This is a genomic window from Dyella marensis, from assembly GCF_900112865.1.
GTDB classification, from domain to species: domain Bacteria; phylum Pseudomonadota; class Gammaproteobacteria; order Xanthomonadales; family Rhodanobacteraceae; genus Dyella_D; species Dyella_D marensis_A.
On the sequence record NZ_FONH01000002.1, the window covers coordinates 550,254 to 568,655 of the forward strand.

General features: G+C 68.1%; 15 protein-coding genes. 7 read left to right on the forward strand and 8 right to left on the reverse strand.

The window, feature by feature from the left end; all coding sequences use genetic code 11:
- Window positions 1-428 precede the first annotated feature (428 nt).
- The 4 genes from BM172_RS05355 to BM172_RS05370 all read left to right on the forward strand — a co-directional run bounded on the left by BM172_RS05355 (window position 429) and on the right by BM172_RS05370 (window position 3,889).
- Window positions 429-1,115, forward strand: coding sequence for a sigma-70 family RNA polymerase sigma factor (locus tag BM172_RS05355; protein WP_051548966.1), 687 nt, complete (start codon window positions 429-431; stop codon window positions 1,113-1,115).
- Window positions 1,112-1,432, forward strand: coding sequence for a hypothetical protein (locus BM172_RS05360; RefSeq protein ID WP_026636368.1), 321 nt, complete (start codon window positions 1,112-1,114; stop codon window positions 1,430-1,432). Before BM172_RS05355 ends, BM172_RS05360 begins: the two co-directional genes overlap by 4 nt.
- Window positions 1,429-1,995: a hypothetical protein gene (locus BM172_RS05365; protein ID WP_051548965.1), complete on the forward strand. Its 567-nt coding sequence runs from the start codon at window positions 1,429-1,431 to the stop codon at window positions 1,993-1,995. Before BM172_RS05360 ends, BM172_RS05365 begins: the two co-directional genes overlap by 4 nt.
- Before the next feature lie 67 nt (window positions 1,996-2,062).
- A complete protein-coding gene (locus tag BM172_RS05370; RefSeq protein ID WP_026636367.1) occupies window positions 2,063-3,889 on the forward strand; it encodes a S41 family peptidase in 1,827 nt (608 codons plus the stop codon).
- Window positions 3,890-3,992: 103 nt separating this feature from the next.
- Here BM172_RS05370 and BM172_RS05375 read toward each other — a convergent pair whose 3' ends face one another.
- Genes BM172_RS05375 through BM172_RS05385 form a run of 3 tightly spaced genes read right to left on the reverse strand, consistent with a single transcriptional unit; the run spans window position 3,993 to window position 6,371 of the window.
- Entirely contained in the window at window positions 3,993-4,340 is a 348-nt protein-coding gene (locus tag BM172_RS05375) for a hypothetical protein (RefSeq protein WP_026636366.1), read from the reverse strand.
- A gap of 26 nt (window positions 4,341-4,366) precedes the next feature.
- A complete protein-coding gene (locus tag BM172_RS05380) occupies window positions 4,367-5,134 on the reverse strand; it encodes a LytR/AlgR family response regulator transcription factor (protein ID WP_026636365.1) in 768 nt (255 codons plus the stop codon).
- Complete coding sequence (locus BM172_RS05385) at window positions 5,127-6,371, reverse strand: sensor histidine kinase (protein WP_026636364.1); 1,245 nt, start codon at window positions 6,369-6,371, stop codon at window positions 5,127-5,129. The genes BM172_RS05380 and BM172_RS05385 overlap by 8 nt, the downstream gene beginning before the upstream one ends.
- A 365-nt stretch (window positions 6,372-6,736) precedes the next feature.
- Here BM172_RS05385 and BM172_RS05390 point away from each other — a divergent pair, with 365 nt between their 5' ends.
- Window positions 6,737-7,387 (forward strand): hypothetical protein, encoded by a 651-nt coding sequence (locus tag BM172_RS05390; RefSeq protein WP_035323791.1) that lies wholly within the window; start codon window positions 6,737-6,739, stop codon window positions 7,385-7,387.
- Complete coding sequence (locus tag BM172_RS05395) at window positions 7,387-8,043, forward strand: helix-turn-helix transcriptional regulator (protein ID WP_035323789.1); 657 nt, start codon at window positions 7,387-7,389, stop codon at window positions 8,041-8,043. The genes BM172_RS05390 and BM172_RS05395 overlap by 1 nt, the downstream gene beginning before the upstream one ends.
- Before the next feature lie 87 nt (window positions 8,044-8,130).
- Here BM172_RS05395 and BM172_RS05400 read toward each other — a convergent pair whose 3' ends face one another.
- Window positions 8,131-8,604, reverse strand: a complete 474-nt coding sequence (locus BM172_RS05400) for an Lrp/AsnC family transcriptional regulator (RefSeq protein ID WP_026636361.1) — start codon at window positions 8,602-8,604, stop codon at window positions 8,131-8,133.
- 165 nt (window positions 8,605-8,769) lie between these two features.
- On the opposite strand from BM172_RS05400, the gene ald reads away from it, so the two are divergent.
- Window positions 8,770-9,888, forward strand: a complete 1,119-nt coding sequence (gene ald, locus BM172_RS05405; protein WP_026636360.1) for an alanine dehydrogenase — start codon at window positions 8,770-8,772, stop codon at window positions 9,886-9,888.
- Window positions 9,889-10,117: 229 nt separating this feature from the next.
- Here ald and BM172_RS05410 read toward each other — a convergent pair whose 3' ends face one another.
- The 4 genes from BM172_RS05410 to BM172_RS05425 all read right to left on the reverse strand — a co-directional run bounded on the left by BM172_RS05410 (window position 10,118) and on the right by BM172_RS05425 (window position 18,384).
- Entirely contained in the window at window positions 10,118-12,553 is a 2,436-nt protein-coding gene (locus BM172_RS05410) for a GH92 family glycosyl hydrolase (protein ID WP_026636359.1), read from the reverse strand.
- A 48-nt stretch (window positions 12,554-12,601) separates the two neighbouring features.
- Window positions 12,602-14,020: a glycoside hydrolase family 125 protein gene (locus tag BM172_RS05415; RefSeq protein WP_035324018.1), complete on the reverse strand. Its 1,419-nt coding sequence runs from the start codon at window positions 14,018-14,020 to the stop codon at window positions 12,602-12,604.
- A gap of 26 nt (window positions 14,021-14,046) precedes the next feature.
- A complete protein-coding gene (locus BM172_RS05420; RefSeq protein ID WP_026636357.1) occupies window positions 14,047-16,695 on the reverse strand; it encodes a beta-mannosidase in 2,649 nt (882 codons plus the stop codon).
- A gap of 336 nt (window positions 16,696-17,031) precedes the next feature.
- A complete protein-coding gene (locus BM172_RS05425) occupies window positions 17,032-18,384 on the reverse strand; it encodes an alpha-L-fucosidase (protein WP_026636356.1) in 1,353 nt (450 codons plus the stop codon).
- Window positions 18,385-18,402 lie beyond the last annotated feature (18 nt).

Below are 18,402 nucleotides of genomic sequence, written 5' to 3' on the forward strand. Positions count from 1 at the left end.
GGGGCCGCAACGTTTGCGCGTACCGCGACGCTGAGCCCCTCTCCCTTCGGGAGAGGGGTTGGGGTGAGGGTACGGACGGAGCGCAAGAGTGATGTGCGCTGCTCCGCCCGTACCCTCATCCGGCTGCCGCCACCTTCTCTCCCACGGGGACTACCTTCGGGTCGCCGGAGGGAGAAGGGTTCCACCTTGGAGGTCGAGGGGCCGCAACGTTTGCGCGTACCGCGGCGCTGAGCCCCTCTCCTTCGGGAGAGGGGTTGGGGTGAGGGTACGGGCGGAGCGCAAGAGTGATGTGCGCTGCTCCGCCCGCACCTTCCCCAATGGCCACATCGAATCACCGAAGGGAGAAGGATTCGAATGGACAGAGCCCTCTTAACCCCATTCTGTCGAACTCAGCGAATACCGGGGATACCCTTTAGGAACGGATGCCCATGACCACCCGCACACTGCCCGGCGGCCCGTTACTGGCCGGGGCCATCGGTTTCCTGCAATCACCGTGGCCGTGGCTCGCCAAGCACGAAGCCGTGCTGCCGCCGCCCCTGCGCTTCGACGCCCCCACCGACGAAGACTGCATGGCCCGCTACCAGGACGGCGACGAGCGCTCCTTCCGCGTGCTCTACCTGCGCTACCGCGACAAGCTCTATCGCTACACCTTGCGGCTGGCGGCGCATCCGCAGGAGGCGGAGGAAGTGTTCCAGGAGGTCTGGCTGGCGGTGGTTCGCGGCAAGCACGGCTATGTCACGGGTGCATCGTTCGCGGCATGGCTGTTCGGCATCGCCCATCGCCGCGCCGCCGATCGCTGGCGCGTGCTGGAGCGCCATGCACCCGACGGACTCCACGCGGCGGAGCGCAACGAAGCCGATGCCGTGCGCGAACATGCGCCGGCCGCCGGACTTTCACCCGAAGGCCGCGCCCACAACGACGCCCTGGGCCAGGCGCTGCAGCATGCCGTGCGCGCGTTGCCGCTGCCGCAGCGCGAGGCCTTCCTGCTGAAAGCCGAGGGCGGCCTGAGCCTGGAAGACATCGCGCTCGCCACCGGCGTGCCCCGCGAGACCGTCAAGAGCCGCCTGCGCTATGCGCAGCAGCGGCTGCGCGAAGCGCTGGAGCCCTGGCTGTGAACGACGATGCCTTCGACGAACTGGTCGCGCTTTATCGCCAGAGCGCGAACGAAACCGCGCCGCGCCGGCTGGACGCGCGCGTGCTGCGCGCCACCGTGGCGCATGCGTCCGCGCGCCGCGCCTGGCCCTGGCTGGCCCTGGCCTTCGCGGCGAGCCTGCTGCTGTGGCTGGGCACGTATCGAGCCGCCAGTCCCGGCGCGGCCGACGAAGCCACCCGCGCCTATCTGCTGCAGATGGACGTCACGCCGCCTGCCGTCGGAAGCCAGGTCGGCCTGGCCGCCGGAACGCACGGTGACATTTACCGGGAAATGCCATGATCAAGCGCTCCACCATCGCACTCGTCGCCCTGCTGCTCGCCGGCCAGGCCCAGGCGGGCGAGTTGCCCAAGGGTTGGTTCACTTCCGGCTCCGCACCGGAAAGCTACGACTTCGGCGTGCGCCCGGGCGACCGGCATCCCGGCGGCCGCAATGCCTATATCCGCGCGCAAGCGCAGGCCCGCGGCTTCGCCACGCTGATGCAGACCATCGACGCGCAGACCTATCGCGGCAAGCGCCTGCGCCTGTCGGGCTACCTGCGCACGCGCGATGTCTTAAGCGCCGCGCTGTGGATGCGCATCGATTCGGCGACGCAGCGGGGAGCGGCCTTCGACAACATGGGGCCGCGCGCGCTGCACGGCGATACCCAGTGGAAGCGCTACGAGATCGTGCTCGACGTGCCGCCGAATGCCCAGGCGATCGCCTTCGGCTTCCTGCTGGAAGGCAGGGGCGAAGTCGCGGCCGACGATTTCAGGCTGGAGGAAGTAGGCAAGGACATCCCGGTGACCGGCATGGCCCAGCCCATCTTCCCGACGGCGCCGGCCAATCTCGATTTCTCGCAATAACGCTGCAGGAAATCCCCGGCGCCGCGGCGCCGTTTTCGACAACCTGGTAACCACGGAGAGTCCTCTCATGAAGATGTTGCGGACCTTGGGCCTGCTGTTGTTTCTCGCCACCGCCACTGCCGGCGCGACCGGCGCCGATACCGACCGCGGCGCGCACGATGCCCGGCAGGTGGCCGCATTCGCCCGCCTCTACGGCGTGGTGCGCCACTTCCATCCCGGCGACGCCGTGCAGGAAGTGGACTGGAACCGCTTCGCCGTCTACGGCGTGCAGCAAGTGCAGGCTGCGCCCGACCGGCAGGCCGAGGGACAAGTGTTGCGCGAGTTGTTCATGCCGATCGCCGCCGGTGTGCAGATCCTGCCGGCGTGGCAGCCCTACCCGCCGGTACCGCCACCGACCCGCGATCCCTCGCGCATCCTGTGGCAGCACCGCGGCTACGCCGACGGCGTCAGTCCCTATACGAACTACCAGGCCAAACGCACACACCGCGCGGGCGTGGCCGCATCGATCCCGGCCACGCCCACGCCGCCGGGCTCCGATTACGACGCGCCCGATGCCGTGCTGTATCCGCTGCCCGAAGTGCTGGGCCGCGTGGTGGACTTCCCGCTCGGCAATGGCTGGAAAGCACGCGTGCCGCTCGACCTGGCGCCAGCCGATGCGCTGGTGACACCTGCACAGCGTGCAGCACTGGACGTGCTGAAGGCGCGCATGGCCCAGTCGGTTCCCGAGCCGGCGGAGGGCCTAGCGCTGACTCCGGCGCAGCGCGAAGCCGACGTGGTGGTGGCGTGGAATGTCTACCGGCACTTCTATCCGTACTGGATGGATGTGGATGTCGACTGGGATGCGCAACTGCTGCCGCTGCTGCGCGAGGCGAACCGGCCGGCGGACCGCGGCGAGCATCGCGACCTGCTGCGGCATCTGGTCTCGCTGGTGCAGGACGGCCATGGCATGGTGCTCGACCGTCTGCGCAAACAGACGGGGCTGCAGATCCTGGTCGACACGTTCGAAGGCCGCTTGGTGGTGACGGACAGCCGCGATCCCGGCGTGCAGCCTGGCGACCGCATCGTCGCCGTCAACGGCGAACCGGCCCGCCGCTGGCTGGCGCGCCAGACCCGCCTCGCCTCGGGCTCGCCGCAGTTCCGGCCGCAACGCGCGCTGGATGAACTGGCCTACGGCGCGCGCAACACCGCGATCGCGCTGCGCCTGGAACGCGGCGGGCGCTACCTCGACATCACCCTGCACTACGACCGCACTACCGTCACCGACATGCACAGCGCCGTGCTGCCGGCGCCGATCGCGCAACTGCGCCCGCGCGTGTGGTACGTCGATCTGTCCCGGGTGGTGCGGGCCGACCTGCAGCCCTACATGGATCGCCTGGTCTATGCCGACGCCGTCCTGTTCGACATGCGCCAATACCCGAAGGACGTGGCCGTTACCTTCGATCTGCTGGGCCAGCTGATCGATCACGAAGAACATGCGAAGTGGGCGCACATGGCCTTCGTCGACGGGCCGTACCAACAGGTCTCCGGCTATGACAGCCAGGGTTGGGACCTGCAGCCGCTGGCACCGCGCTTCCGTGGCCGCCGCGTGTTCCTGTCCGGCCCGGACACCCTCAGTTTCGGCGACTCCGTGCTCAGCTATGTGGACGACGAACATCTCGGGCTCATCGTCGGCTCGCGCACCGCCGGCACCAGCGGCGATCTGCAGAGCTTCGTCGTGCCGGGCAACTATCTGTTGCGGTTCAGCGGACTGCGTGTGACGCGGCACGATGGCCACACGCCCATCCACCTGGTCGGCACGGCGCCGGACGTGTGGGCGGTGCAGACGATCGCGGGCTTCCGCGCCGGACGCGACGAGGTGATCGAGCGGGCCCTGCAGGCGGTCGACGCACGCTGATGCAAGCGGAACGTAGGTTGGGGTGAGCCGCAGGCGAACCCCAACATAGCGCCTCGGGGGCGACGCAACGTTGGGGTTCGCCTGTGGCTCACCCCAACCTACGTCAATGGGCGCAATCCGGCCGTGCGGCTGTTCCATCCGCGCTCACGCAAGGGCGGAAACCCGCTGCGAGACCGACAATTTCTCGGCTCGTGCCCTGCGCCAGCGCGAAACGTTCCGGCGGCTTGTCGCAAGTCGCCGTCGGATCCGTGCACGAGGGATCGAACAGCGCGAACTGGCACTGTCCAGTCGCACTGGCCAGGCATTCGAATTTCGCCACGCCGGCGTTCAGCACGATCTTGCCGTGCACGATGTCGCGTCCGTCCGCCTCGCTGCGGATATCGGTGACGTGGCCGCTGGAGCAGCCCACCACCGCGAGCAGGTAATAAAACAGGGCCAGTAGGTTGCGCATGTTCGCTCTCCTGGGCGCGGGCCGCGTCACATGTTGCGGAACAGGATCATGAAGGGCTGGCTCACCAGCAGCGTCTCCGGACGCTGGCGCAGGCGCAGCGTGCCCTTGCCGCTGTCGTCGCGGATCACCGCCGCCACCGCCTTGAGATTGACGATGGTCGAGCGGTGGATCTGCTTGAACACCGCGGGGTCGAGCAGGCCGAGCAGTTCGCGGATCGGCTTGCGCATCAGCGCCTCGCCTTCGGCGGTGACCACGGTGGTGTATTTGTGGTCGGCGCGGAAATACGCCACGTCGTCGATCATGATCAGGCGCGTCTCGCGGCCGGCGCTGGCGGTGATCCAGGTCAGCGGCGGACGTGCCTCGGCGAAGCGCCCGGCATCGAGCTGGCGCACCAGTGCGGCCAGCGCGTCGCCGGCCAGTCCCTCGCCCGCGCCGCGTGCCTTGATCCGCTGCACGGTGGCGGCAAGGCGTTCCGGCGCGATGGGCTTCAGCAGGTAATCCACCGCGCCGCGCTCGAAGGCATCCACCGCGTACTGGTCGTAGGCGGTGACGAACACCACCTGGGTGGCGGGGCTGGCTTCCGCCGCGGCCGCGGCCACTTCCAGGCCGGTCAGGCCGGGCATGCGGATATCCAGGAAGGCGACGTCGGGACGGTGCTCGGCGATCGCTTCCAGTGCGGCGGCGCCGTCTTCGCATTCGGCGGCGATCTCCAGCTCCGGCCATGCATGCTCCAGCTGTTCGCACAAGGCCTGGCGCAGCAGCGGTTCGTCTTCGGCGACCACGGTCTTAAGCATGGCCCACCGCCTTGGCCGGCACGGTCAGCGTGGCGGCCACGCCGCTGGGGAAGTTGGCCAGGATGGCGAGCGAGGCCGTGCTGCCGTAGACCAGCCCGAGCCGCTCGCGCACGTTCTTCAGGCCGATGCCGGTACCGCTGCCCGCTTCCGAAAAGCCCTGGCCGTCGTCCGCCACGGTGATCGCCACCGCATCGTCCTTGGCGCGGCCGAGCAGCCAGATGGTGCCGCCGCCGGGCTTGGGTTCCAGGCCGTGCTTGACCGCGTTCTCCACCAGGGTCTGCAGCATCATCGGCGGCAGTGGCGTGGCGAGCAGGTCCGGCGCCACGTCGATCTCCAGCTTCAGGCGATCGCCCATGCGGATGCGCAGGATCTCCAGGTAGGCACGCGAGCGTTCCAGTTCGTCAGCCAGCGTGGACAGCGCATCGCCGGTGCGCGGCAGCGAGTGGCGCAGATAGGCAATCAGGTGGCCGAGCATTTCGTCCGCACGGGCCGGATCGGTGCGCGTGAGGTATTGCGCGCTGGCCAGCGTGTTGTAGAGAAAGTGCGGCTCGACCTGCGCGTGCAGCAGGTTCAGGCGCGCCACGGTGAGTTCCTTCTCGGTGGCGGTCTGTCGCGCCACCGCCTGTTCGCCGCGGCGCAGTTCCGCCACCCGGCGGGTGATCGCGCGGGTGATGCCCTCGGCGTTCTCCAGGTTGGTGCCGTCGTCCACGCGGAACCAGTCGCTCCACGCGCCGCTGCACGGTTCGCAGATCAGCGTGACGCTGCTGCTGCCGTCGCCGGGCGTGACGGTGGCGAGGATCTGGTTGTCGCGGTGGTTGAACCAGCCGAACAGCGAAAAGCGGCGCGGCAGGCGATTGCCGTAGGGATCGAGGCGACGCACCTTGGCACGCAGCTGCAGGCTGTCGGGCGCGCTTTCCACGGCTTCGCTGCGCGGCAATTCGCGCACCGCCGCATCCAGCAGCCGGAACGCGTCGCCGGCCTCGAACGGAATCTCCACCTGGCGCCGCTGGCGGCTGCTCAGGTTGCCGCTGTCGACGCGGCCGGTGATCAGGCGCACGCGCCGCACATGCGAGAAGGCGCCGGTGATCACCATGCCCAGCAGGGCCATGCAGAACAGCACGAAGGGCCAGGCCGGGCCGTGATAATTCTCGACCACCCCGTTCCAGGCGATCACGCAGACCATGAAGGCGATGAACCAGGCGAGCGCGAGGCGGATAACGAAGAAGAAACTGGTCATGGAAGGCTTTCCCCGGAAGCGATGACGGGGCGGAGCATAGCGGGGGCGTGCGGAGGGTTGCGCCGGGGTTGCGACGGAACCGCGGGTGTGGCGACGAAACGGCCCGATCCAGGGACGAAAGGCGCGCTCCAGCAAAGCCGTCATTCCGGCGCAGGCCGGAATCCAGTGACGATCACCCTTATAAATACCTGGCGTGGAAGGGCTTGCCTTTGAAAGTTGCCGCGACAACCGGGCCGTGACGTCACTGGATTCCGGCCTGCGCCGGAATGACGGATTCGCAGGCTTTACACATAGATGTCTTGAGCGTATGCCTAAGCCCCGGAAGATCGCCCTGTCGCACCGAGCGACCTTCTCCGGAGCACGTCATGAAGACCTCAACCATTCTCCTCGCCGCCCTTCTCACCGCTACCGCACCGCTGGCCTTCGCGCTGCCGGCGACCCCGCACGCCGACCACGCGACAGCAACCGCGGCCACTCCCGCCGCGCCGAAACTGCAGGCCGCGATGCGTTCGCTGTGGCACGGCCATATCGTCGCCACGCGTGATTACGCCATGGCGGTGCACGCGCACGACCAGGCCAAGGCCAAGACCGCGGCGGACGCGGTGGTTGCCGACGCCAAGCAGATCGCCGACGCCGTGGCCGGCTTCTACGGCAAGCCCGCGGGCGAACGCATGCTCGCCCTGCTCGCCGGCCACTGGGGCGGCGTAAAAGCGCTGACCGATGCCGCCGCGGCGAATGACCCCTCCGGCCAGGCCAAGGCGATGGACACGCTCAACGCCAACGGCGCGGAGATCGCCAGGTTCCTCGCCGGCGCCAACCCCAACCTGCCCGAGCCGACCCTGCTCAGCCTGCTCACCGGCCACGTCGCCCATCACGCGACGCAGATCCGCCAGATCATGGCCGGCGACAGCAAGGGCGAGGCGGCGACCTGGGACGCCATGCAAAAGCACATGGACACCGTCGCCGACGCGCTGGCCGCCGGCATCGCCAAACAGTTCCCGGACCAGGCGCATTGATGAGCGCACTGCGCCAGCTCGGCGAAACCCGCCAGCGCCTGCTGCGCGCGCTGCTGTCCGCGCAGGAGGGCGGCACCGTGGAACTGCTGTGCCAACGCCTGGGCATCACGCACAACGCGGTGCGCCAGCACCTGGCGGGCCTGCTCGCCGACGGTTTCGTCGAGCGCGCCCACGCGCGTCCCAGCGGAGGACGGCCCCTGGCCGTCTTCCGTCTTACCGAGGCGGGACGCGAACTGTTTCCGCGCAACTACGGCACGATCGCCACCGCACTGCTGGAACTGCTGCGCGACCGCATGGGCGGCGCGGAACTGGACCAGCTGATGCGTGACATGGGCCAGGCACTGGGCCAGCGCGAAGTCGCGCCGGGCGAGGACAGCTCGCAGGAGGCCGTCGCCCGTATGCTGGCCGCGCAGCTGGACCGCCTCGGCTACGAAGCGGTGCCGGCCAGGCGCAACGGCGAATGGCAGATCGAAGCCTTCAACTGCGTCTTCCACGACATGGCGCGCCGCCATCCCGAAGTATGCCGCTTCGACCTCGCCTATCTCGAAGCAGCCGGCGGGCGCGAGGTGCGGCACCTCGAATGCATCGTGCGCGGCGGCGCCTGCTGCCGCTTCCGCATAGGTGCGCGCAAGGCCCCAATGCGTAGGTTGGAGTGAGCGCAGCGAACTCCAACATCGCGCACCGTTGGGTTTACAGGCTGCATCAGCATCCTGCCTTCGCAGTCGCCTCCGGCTCACCCCAACCTACACGGGTAACGCCGTGGTTCTCTTCACCGTACGCAGCGCCAGCGTCGACTGCACCCTCACCACCCCCGGCAGCTGCGTGAGGATATCGGTGTGGATCCGCTCGAAATCGGCGGAATCCGCATACACCACGCGCACCATGTAATCCGCCGCGCCGGCGAGCAGGCAGCACTCGGTCACTTCGGGGTGCCGCTGGATCGCCGCCTCGAACGCATCCAGCGCCGCCCGCCCCTGCTGGTCCAGCGTCACCAGCACGAAGGCGGTGCCGGCCAGGCCTGCGGCCTTCTCGTCCAGCAGCATTACGTAGCGCGAGATCAGCCCGCGCTCCTCCAGCAGCTTCACCCGGCGCAGGCAGGCCGAGGGGGACAGATTGATGCGCGTGGCCAGCTCCAGATTGGTCAGCCGGCCGTCCTCCTGCAGCAGCTTGAGGATGGCGCGGTCGCGGTCGTCGAGCAGGGGATCGAGGCTTGGCATAAATATCTATCCGTTGGCCAATCTATCGAACAAGGTTCGACATTCTAGCTCTCGACCCGTCCAAATGAGCGAGAAATTGCTCGTAGCACCGATCATACTGCTACGCCTCCGGCGCCCGCGCCGGAACCCGCCGCAAACCCTCACTCTCAAGAGAGATTCCCAGCCATGCGCATCGGTGTACCGAAAGAGATCAAGAACCACGAATACCGCGTCGGCCTCGTCCCGTCGTCGGTGCAGGAACTGGTACACCACGGGCACGAAGTGCTGATCGAAGCCGGCGCCGGCCTCGGCGCGGGGCTGTCGGACGCCGACTACGTCGCCGCGGGCGCCAGGATCGTCGAGGGTCCGGACGCGATCTTTGCCCAGGCCGACATGATCGTGAAGGTGAAGGAGCCGCTGGCGGTGGAGCGCAAGAAGCTCCGCAAGGGCCAGATCCTGTTCACCTACCTGCACCTGGCGCCCGACGCCGAGCAGACCCATGACCTGATCGCCTCCGGCGCCGTCTGCATCGCCTACGAGACCGTCACCGCCGCCAACGGCGCGCTGCCGCTGCTGACCCCGATGTCCGAGGTCGCCGGCCGCCTCGCCCCGCAGGTGGGCGCGCATTCGCTGGAGAAGGCCCAGGGCGGCCGCGGCGTGCTGCTTGGCGGCGTGCCGGGCGTGCCGGCGGCGGAAGTGGTGATCCTGGGCGGCGGCGTATCCGGCACCCATGCGGCCACCATTGCCGTGGGCATGGGCGCCAAGGTCACCGTGGTGGACCGCTCGGCCGACGCGCTCAAGCGCCTGGCCACGCAGTTCGGCACCTCGATCTCCACCGTGTTCTCCACCCGCTCGGCGATCGAGGAACTGGTGCGCCGCGCCGACCTGCTGATCGGCACCGTGCTGGTGCCGGGCGCCGCCGCGCCGAAGCTGGTGACCCACGACATGGTGCGCACCATGAAGCCGGGCTCGGTGATCGTCGACGTGGCGATCGACCAGGGCGGCTGCGTGGAGACCTCCAAGGCCACCACCCATTCCGATCCGACCTACGTGGTGGACGGCGTGGTGCACTACTGCGTGGCAAACATGCCGGGCGCCGTGGCGCGCACCTCGACCTTCGCGCTCAACAGCGTCACCCTGCCCTTCACCCTGGCCCTGGCCAACAAGGGTTGGCAGAAGGCGCTGGCCGACGACGCGCACCTGCGCAACGGCCTGAACGTGATCGACGGCAAGGTGGTGTGCGAGCCGGTGGCGCAGGCGCATGGCCTGCCGTATGTGAAGGCGGAGACGGCGCTGGGGATGTAATTCCTCTCGCACCCGCGATAAGAAAACGGCGCCCTGGTGGCGCCGTTTTCTTAGGTTGGGGTGAGCGCGAGCGACTGCGAAGGCAGGATGCCGTAGCGAACATCCGCGTAGCGGATGGCCCGAAAGGCAGGCTGCTGATGCAGCCTGTAACCCCAACGTTGCGGACTGCCCGAAGCCGGGGCACGTTGGGGTTCGCTTGCGCTCACCCCAACCTACGCCGATCGTTGTGTCACGCCTTCATCGCCGCACCGAACGACGGCGGCCGGTCCGCCGGCGCCGCGCCGAACTGCTTGTTCGGCGCCTTGCCCATCTGGAACACCAGCGTGCCGCCGGCGGCGAGATCCGCATGCGCGATCCAGCTCTTGCTCCACGGTTGCCCGTTCCAGGTGACGGACTGAATGTACGGACTGTCCGCGGCGTTGTCCTTCGCTTCCACCACCAGCCGCTTGCCGGCGATGTCCACTTCGGCGCGGTCCAGCACCGGGCTGCCGAACACATAGTGCGTGCTGACCGGATCGACCGGGTACAGGCCCATCGCGCCGAGCACGTACCACGCGCTCATCTGCCCGCAATCCTCATTGCCGGCCAGTCCGTCCGGATCGGCGCGGTACATGTCGGTCAGCAGCATGCGCACGCGCGACTGGGTCTTGTAGTGCGCGCCGGTGTAGGCATAGAGATATGGCATGTGATGCCCGGGCTCGTTGCCGTGCGCGTACTGGCCGACCAGGCCGGCGATATCCGGCGGTGCGTCGGCCGGCAGTTCGGAGCTGGTGGTGAACAGCTCGTCCAGCTTGCGCTCGAACGCCGGCTGGCCGCCGAACAGTTCCATGTAACCGTACAGGTCGTGCTGGTTGAGGAAGGTCGCCTGCCAGGCGTTGGACTCGGTGAAATCGCGCCACTGCTTGCTGTGCCCGATGCTGCGCGGATCGAACGGCTCCAGCCACTGGCCGTGCTCGCCGCGCGGGCGCATGAAGGCCACGCTCTTGTCGAACACATTGCGATAATTGCGCGAGCGCCGGCGCAACGCCTCGGCATCGTCCTTCGCGCCGGCCGCATCGGCCAGATGCGACAGCGCCCAGTCGTCGTAGGCGTATTCCAGCGTCTTGCTGACGGCTTCCCATTCCTTGTCGGCGGGGATGTAGCCGAGCTTGCGGTAGTAGGCGAGGCCGCGGTAGTCGTCTTCCATCGCGCGCTTGCGGAACAACGGCCAGGCCTGCTTCGGATCGACGCCGGCAAAACCTTTCGCCACCGCTTCGGACACCACCACGGCGGAGTGGTAGCCGATCATGCAACCGGTCTCCACGCCCTGCAGCGGCCATACCGGCGGACCGTCGGGACTTTCCGCGGCCATGCGCAGCAGGCCGTTGACCAGGTCCGGCACGCGCTCGGCCTGGAACAGCGTGTACAGCGGATGCGCGGCGCGATAGGTATCCCACAGCGAGTAGGTGCTGTAGTTGTGGCTGCCTTCGGGCAGCTGGTGCACCTGCAGGTCCATGCCGCGATAGCGGCCATCCACGTCGCTGAACAGCGTCGGCGCGAGCATGGTGTGGTACAGCGCGGAATAGAACACCTTCTTGGTGTCTTCCGTAGCGGCATCGACGCGGATGCGGCCCAGTTCCTTCTCCCACGCCGCGGCGGCGGCATCGCGCGCGCCGTCGAAATCCCAGCCGGGCACTTCCGCGTCGAGATTGCGCAGCGCGCCGTCGATGTCCACGCCGGAGATGCCCACCTTCACCAGCAGCGGCGCCTTGTCCGGATGCGTGTAGTGCAGCGTGGCCTTGAGGTTGGTGCCGGCGGCCTCCCTGGCACCGGCCAGCGGCGCATCGCCGCTGTACAGCACCGCGCGGTCGAACGGGCGCGATACCTTCATGGCGAAGTGGATGTAGCGATTATTGGCCCACTGGTGCACACGGCGGCTGCCGACCAGGGTGTCCTTGCCGACCAGGCGCAGGCTGGCGTCGGTCACCTTGGTCGGCGTGGCCGGATCGTCATGGAAGCCGTGCGCGAAATCGACCAGCAGGTGGCCTTCCTCCTTGCCGTGAAAGGTGTAGCGATGCAGGCCGGCGCGCAGCGTGGCGGTGAGCTCGGCCAGCACGTCGTAGTCCTTCAGGCGCACCTGGTAATAGCCGGGGCGCGCATGCTCGTCGGCCGCGTCGTAGCGCGAACGATAGCCGCGCGTGGCCGGCTGGCCCTGGTTCGACGGTGCCGGCGCGTTGGTCGCCGGCACGCCGTCGTAACGCGAGCGGTAGTTGGTGCCGCGGTATTCGCGCTCGCCCGGCTGCAGGCGCACGGGGCCGGTGCACGGCATCACCAGCACGTCGAGCATGTCGGCGGCGCCGGTGCCGCTCAGGTGGGTGTGCGAGAAGCCCATGATCGAGCCGTCGCCCTGGTGGTAGCCGGACGAGGCGTCCCACTGCGCGTCGTAGGTATCGGGACTGAGCTGCACCATGCCGAACGGCAGCGACGGACCGGGATACGTGTGGCCGTGGCCGCCGGTGCCGATGAACACGTCCACATGGCGCGAGACGCCAGTGGCCGCTTCGGCCGCGCCGCCGCCCTTCGCGCCCGCAGCATGCGCTTGCGCCATGCTGCCGAACGGATCGAGCCGGTTGCCCAGCAGGGCCGCGGCCACTGCGCCTTGCAGGAATCGCCTGCGTGTCACCATGAGGGGAACTCCAGAGGGGGATGGAGGGAGAACAATTCAGCTTTCGTCTCAGCCGCGCAGCAGCGCCGGCCGATGGTCGGCCAGTCCGACGATCAATTCGCCGAACAGAGTATTGGCCCAGGCGAACCAGGCGCGGGTGAAATGCGCGGGATCGTCCTGGTCGAACGCCTCGTGCATGAAGCCGCTGCCGGCATGGGTGGTCTTCAGCCAGTGCAGGCACTGGCGCGTCTGGGCGTCGTCCGTGCTGGTGAAGGCGCGCATCATGATCGACATCGGCCAGATCATGCGCAGGCCCTCATGCGGACCGCCGATGCCCTCGGCGGCCTTGCCGGCGAAGAAATACGGGTTGCGCCTGCTCCACGCCAGCTCGCGCGTATGGCGATAGCGCGCATCGTCGAGCGGGCAGCAGCCGAGATAGGCCAGGCTCAGCAGGCCCGGCGCGTTGGCGTCGTCCATGAACAGCTGGTTGCCGTAGCCGTCCACTTCGTAGGCCCAGAACTCGCGGCCCTGCTCGTCGCGCATCACGCCGTACTTTTCCGCGGCCTGCTGCACTTCGTCGGCGAGTGCCGTGCACTGCGCAGCGAAGGCGGTGTCGTTGAACAGGCCCTGCGTCATCGCGCCCAGCTCGCGCAGCACGTGCACGGCAAACAGGTTGGCGGGAATGAACAGCGGATACAGGCAGGCGTCGTCGGAGGGACGGAACATCGAATGGATCAGGCCGACCGGCTTGGCCGGGCTGCCGTAGCCGCCGAGGAACAGGCTTTCGGTGGGCACCAGCGACTGCCGCTGGAAGCGGTACGGCCCGGGGCCGTCCTTGCGCTGCTGCTCGCGGAAGGTCTTCACCACCAGGCGCATCGCGGCGCGCCAGTCGTCGTCGAACGGCTCGCGGTCGCCGGTGGCTTTCCAGTACGCCGCGGCCAGGCGCACCGGATAGCACAGCGAATCGATCTCCCATTTGCGCTCGGCCACGCCGGGGCGCATGTCGGTGACGTCGTGCTGCGCCCAGTCCAGGTTGGTCTTCGCCGTGGGATCGGGCAGGAACGCGTTGGCGTAAGGGTCGATCGAAATGCACACCGCCTGGCGGCGGATCAGCCCGCGGAACAGCCGGCGCAGGTCGGCGTCGTCCTTGGCCAGCGGCACATAGGGCCATACCTGGGCCGAGGAATCGCGCAGCCACATCGCGTCGATGTCGCCGGTGACCACGAAGGTGTCCGGCTTGCCGCGCAGCGTGTCCAGCTGCACCGTGGTGTCGAGCGTGTTGGGATAGCAGTTCTCGAACAGCCAGGCCAGTTCCGGATCGGCGATCTTCGCCTTGGTGCGCGCGATCACTTGCTCCACCGCCTTGCTGGTGAACTTGCGCTTGGCCAGTGATGGACGCTTGCTGACGAAGCCGGAGGCGGCAGCGCGCGCGTTGGCGATCAGGCCCGGACCGCCGACCGCCGCGGCGCCGAGCGCGAAGGACATCATCTTGAGCACGTCGCGGCGGGAGGCGCTCACTTGGCGTCTCCCTTGGTCGCGCCAGCCAGCGAGCGCACGCGCAGCGCGCCGCGCAGCGCGTCGATACCCGCTTCGCTGACGACGCGCAGTTCGCGTGTTTCGCCGGGCAGCAGGCTGAAGGCGTTGTCGTCCGGCGTGGCGTCGAGCGTGCCGAAGTCCACCCACACCTCGCGCGCCAGGTGCCTGGCGCTGAGCACCAGCACGCCGCCCTGCCCGTTGTCGCGCAGCTCGGCCTTCAGATCCGGATCGGGCAGCTTCAATTCGATCGGCGGCTTGACGAACAGCAGGTGGCGCGACAGCACCGCGCCCTTGTCGTCCAGCAGTTCGTACACGGCAAAGCTGGCGGCCGGGTCAGCCTTGCGCAGCAGTTCGGCGTCGGTGGGACTGGCCACCTTGGTGCTGGCCAGCGGCTCGACCTTCAGCGCCTGCTTGCGCTCGCGCAGCACCTTGCCGTCCATGCTCATCACACGGCTGCGCAAGGTGGCCTGGAACGGCGCGGTGCGGTCGGACACCACGAACACATCGCTATGCCCGTCGTTGTGGATCGCCACCACGCGCACCGGCGCGTAGAAGCGGCGCGCATGGAACTGCAGCGCCTTCCAGCGCCCGAAATAGTCCACGCTCGACCACGACGCGCCCGGCCACACATCGTTCAACTGCCAGTACAACGAGCCCATCGCCTGCGGCCGCACGCTGCGCAGGTGCTCGGCGGCCAGCTCGATGCCTTCGGCCTGCATCACCTGGCTCAGGTAGACGAACGATTCGAAATCCTTCGGCTCGCCGTAGTACTTGCGGATGTACAGCAGCAGGCGGTCGTTGCCGTCGCCGTTGGCGAACTTCTGGTGCGCGCGCATCACCGGCGAGTTCGGCTCCAGGTCGCGCTCCTCGGCGAAGGCGCGCACGGTGGCCATCACCGGGAAGGACTGCAGGCCGTATTCGGACTGGAAGCGCGGCGTCTCGCCCAGGTACTGCTCGATCGGCTTGGAACCGGACCACACGCTCCACGAGTGGTAGTCGCCGTCGGTGAGCTGGTTGGCCGCGCCTTCGTAGTCGGTGCTGGGCGAGCTGGCCCAGTACGGCACGTCCGGCGCGTTCTCGCGCACCACGCTGCGCAGGGTTTCGCCGAACAGCGTCTTCATGCCGTTCTCGATGCGCGCGACTTCCTCGGGCGCCAGCGACTGTCGCAGCGCCTTGCGGTCTGGCCACGCCTCCCAGCCGGTCTGCACTTCGTTGTTACCGCACCACAGCACGATGCTGGGATGGTCGCGCAGGCGCCGCACCTGCTCCACCGCCTCGATGCGGGTGTTCTCGCGGTAAGCCTCGTCATACGGCGGGATCGCGCCGCCGAACATGAAGTCCTGCCAGATCATCAGGCCGAGCTTGTCGGCTTCCTCGTAGAACGCATCGCTCTGGTAATGCCCGCCGCCCCACATGCGCAGCATGTTCATGTTGGCGTCGTGGGCCGAACGCAGGATCTGCGCCATGCGCTCGGGGGTGACGCGGTTGGGGAAGCTGTCGAACGGAATCAGGTTGGCGCCCTTGGCGAAGACCGGCACGCCGTTGACCACGAAGGCGAAGCCCCTGCCCCACTGGTCCTTGTCGCGGCGCAGCTCGACGCTGCGCAGGCCGGTGGCGCGGCTGGCGGTGGCCAGGGTGTCGCCGTCGCGGCTCAGTGTGACCTCGAAGCGGTACATGTCCTGCGCGCCGTAGCCGGTCGGCCACCAGCGGCGCGGGTGCTCGATGCGGATCGGCAGGCTGAGCGCGTTGTCGCCCTTGCGCAGCTCCACCTCCTGGCTGGCCTGCTGGTGGCTGCCGTCGGGATCGGACCAGCTCACGGTGAGCCTGGCCTTGCCCGGCTGGTCGGCCTGCACGCTGGTTTCGGCCTGCAGCTGGGCGAGGTCGGCGTCGACGTGCTGCTGCGCGATGTGGAAATCGCTCAGGCGCACTTCGTCCCAGCTTTCCAGCCGCACCGGCTGCCAGATGCCGAGCGTGACGTAGCGCGGGCCCCAGTCCCAGCCGTACTGGTAGTTGGCCTTGCGGATGTAGTTGGCGGTCTGCTTGCCCTTGGGCTCGTCGCCGAAGGCCGAGTCGAACTCGCCCGGCAGCGCATAGGGCTGCTTGAGCAGCCACGGCTGCAGGCGCGCGATCGGCGAATGCAGGTGCACTTCCAGCTTGTTCTCGCCGGAACGCAGCATGCCTTTCACCGGCACGCGCCAGCGGCGGAACATGTTGTCCGCGGAGACCAGCTTGCGGCCGTTGAGGGTGACGTCGGCGAACGTATCCAGCCCGTCGAACACCAGCTCGACATGGCCGCGCTTGAGCGTGGCCGGGTCGACCTTGAAGGCCAGCCGGTAGTCCCAGTCGGCCAGGCCGATCCACTGCAGCCGCGCCTCGTTGTCGCGATAGAACGGATCGGTGATCACGCCGGCCGCCAGCAGGTCGGTCTGCACGCTGCCCGGCACCGCGGCGGCGCGCCATTCGGCCGCCTCCGGGTGTGTCTTGGCCTCGGCCGACTTCGGCGCGATGTGGAACTGCCAGCCTTGTTCGAGGGACTGCGCGCTCAGCTGCGCGGCGGTGGCCGGTCCGGCCAGGATGAGCGACACCGCCAATGCGGACCAGTAGGGGAACGTTGCGCTTCTCTGCATGAAAGGTTCCGATGTAGTCGTCAGTTTTCGATCTGGAATCCCTTCTCCTCGTTTACCAGATGGTGCACGGGGAGAAAGTAGCGACAGCCGGATGAGGGTGCGGCGGAGCGGTGAACATCATTCTCGCGCTCCGCCCGAACCCTCACCCCAGCCCCTCTCCCGGAGGGAGAGGGGATCACCTCACCGTTCCAGACTGGAACCCTTCTCCCTCCGGGAGAAGGTGGCGGCAGCCGGATGAGGGTCCGGCCGGAGCGGCGCACATCACGCTTGCGCTCCGCCCGTACCCTCACCCCAACCCCTCTCCCGTGCACAAATGGGTAAACGGGGAGAGGGGCTCTAATGCCTGGCGTCGAACACCTGGAATTCGCGGATGCGCGCGACGCCCGCGCTGGACAGGATATGCAACCGTACCTTCTGTGCCGTGACGGGCGCAAAGGTATCGATCTTCTTGTGCCCGATCGCCTCGGCCTGGGCCACCGCCTTCCAAGCCTGACCGTCCCAGATCTCCACCGCATAGCGGCGCACCGCCTGCCCTTCGTCCAGCCATTCCATCGCCAGCGTGCGGTCGAAAGTCACCGGCTTGCCGAAATCCACTTCCACGGTGGCGCTGCGCGCATCGGCCGGCGCGGACCAGAAGCTGTCGCGGTTGCCGTCGAGCGCGCGCTCGGTGTTCTCGTCGGTCTTCGCGTGCTTGCGCGCGAGGTTGGCGGCCTCGCCGTAGCGCGCCTCCACCGCCTTGCCGAACTCTTCCAGGCGCTTCACGTCGGCGTCCGGCAACAGGCCGTGGCGGTCCGGCGCGATGCCGAGCATCAGCTGGCCACCGCGGCCCACGCTGCTTTCCCAGATGTCCATCAGCTCGGCGACGCTCTTGAGCGTGGCCTCGTCGTTGGGATGCCAGAACCAGTGCAGCTTGTGCAGCGGGGTATCCACTTCCACCGGGCGCCAGCGCTGGTAGCCGTGGCGGTCGATCACGTTCCAGTTCTCGTAGCGGATATGGCCATCTTCCTGGCCCACCCAGCGCGCGTCGCCGTATTCGAACAGCGCCATGTCGGCGAACACCACCGCATTGGGCTGGTAGGTGCGCAGTTCCTCGATATAGCGCTTGAAGTCGTACACGTGGCCGCCGCTGCCGGCGCCGTCCAGCCACCACTCGACCAGCATGCCGTAGTGCTGCACCAGCTCGCCGAGCTGGGCCACGTAATAGCTGTCATAGGCCTTGGAATCGGCGTAGCGCGGCTCGTGGCGATCCCACGGCGACAGATAGATGCCGAACTCCAGGCCCTCCCTGGCGGCGGCGTCGGAAGCCAGTTTCACCAGGTCGCCCTTGCCGCCCAGCCACGGGCTGCTCTTCACCGAGTAGTTGCTCTGCTCGGTCGGCCACAGCGCGAAGCCGTCGTGATGCTTGGCCACCATCACCATGTAGCGGGCCCCGGCCGCGCGGCTAGCGCGCGCCCATTGCACGGGGTCCACCTTGTCCGGATTGAACACCTTCGGGTCGGCCTTGCCGTCGCCCCACTCGCGATCGAGGAAGGTGTTGGTGCCGAAGTGCACGATCACGCCGAATTCCAGGTCCTGCCAGTGGGTCTGCTGCGGCGAGGGCGTCAGACCGGAAGCGTTCTGCGCGTTGGCGGCGAAGGCCAGGCCCGCGCCGAGCGCCAGGCAGAGGAGACGTTGCGACCACTTCGACATGAGTTGTTCCTGCGTTGT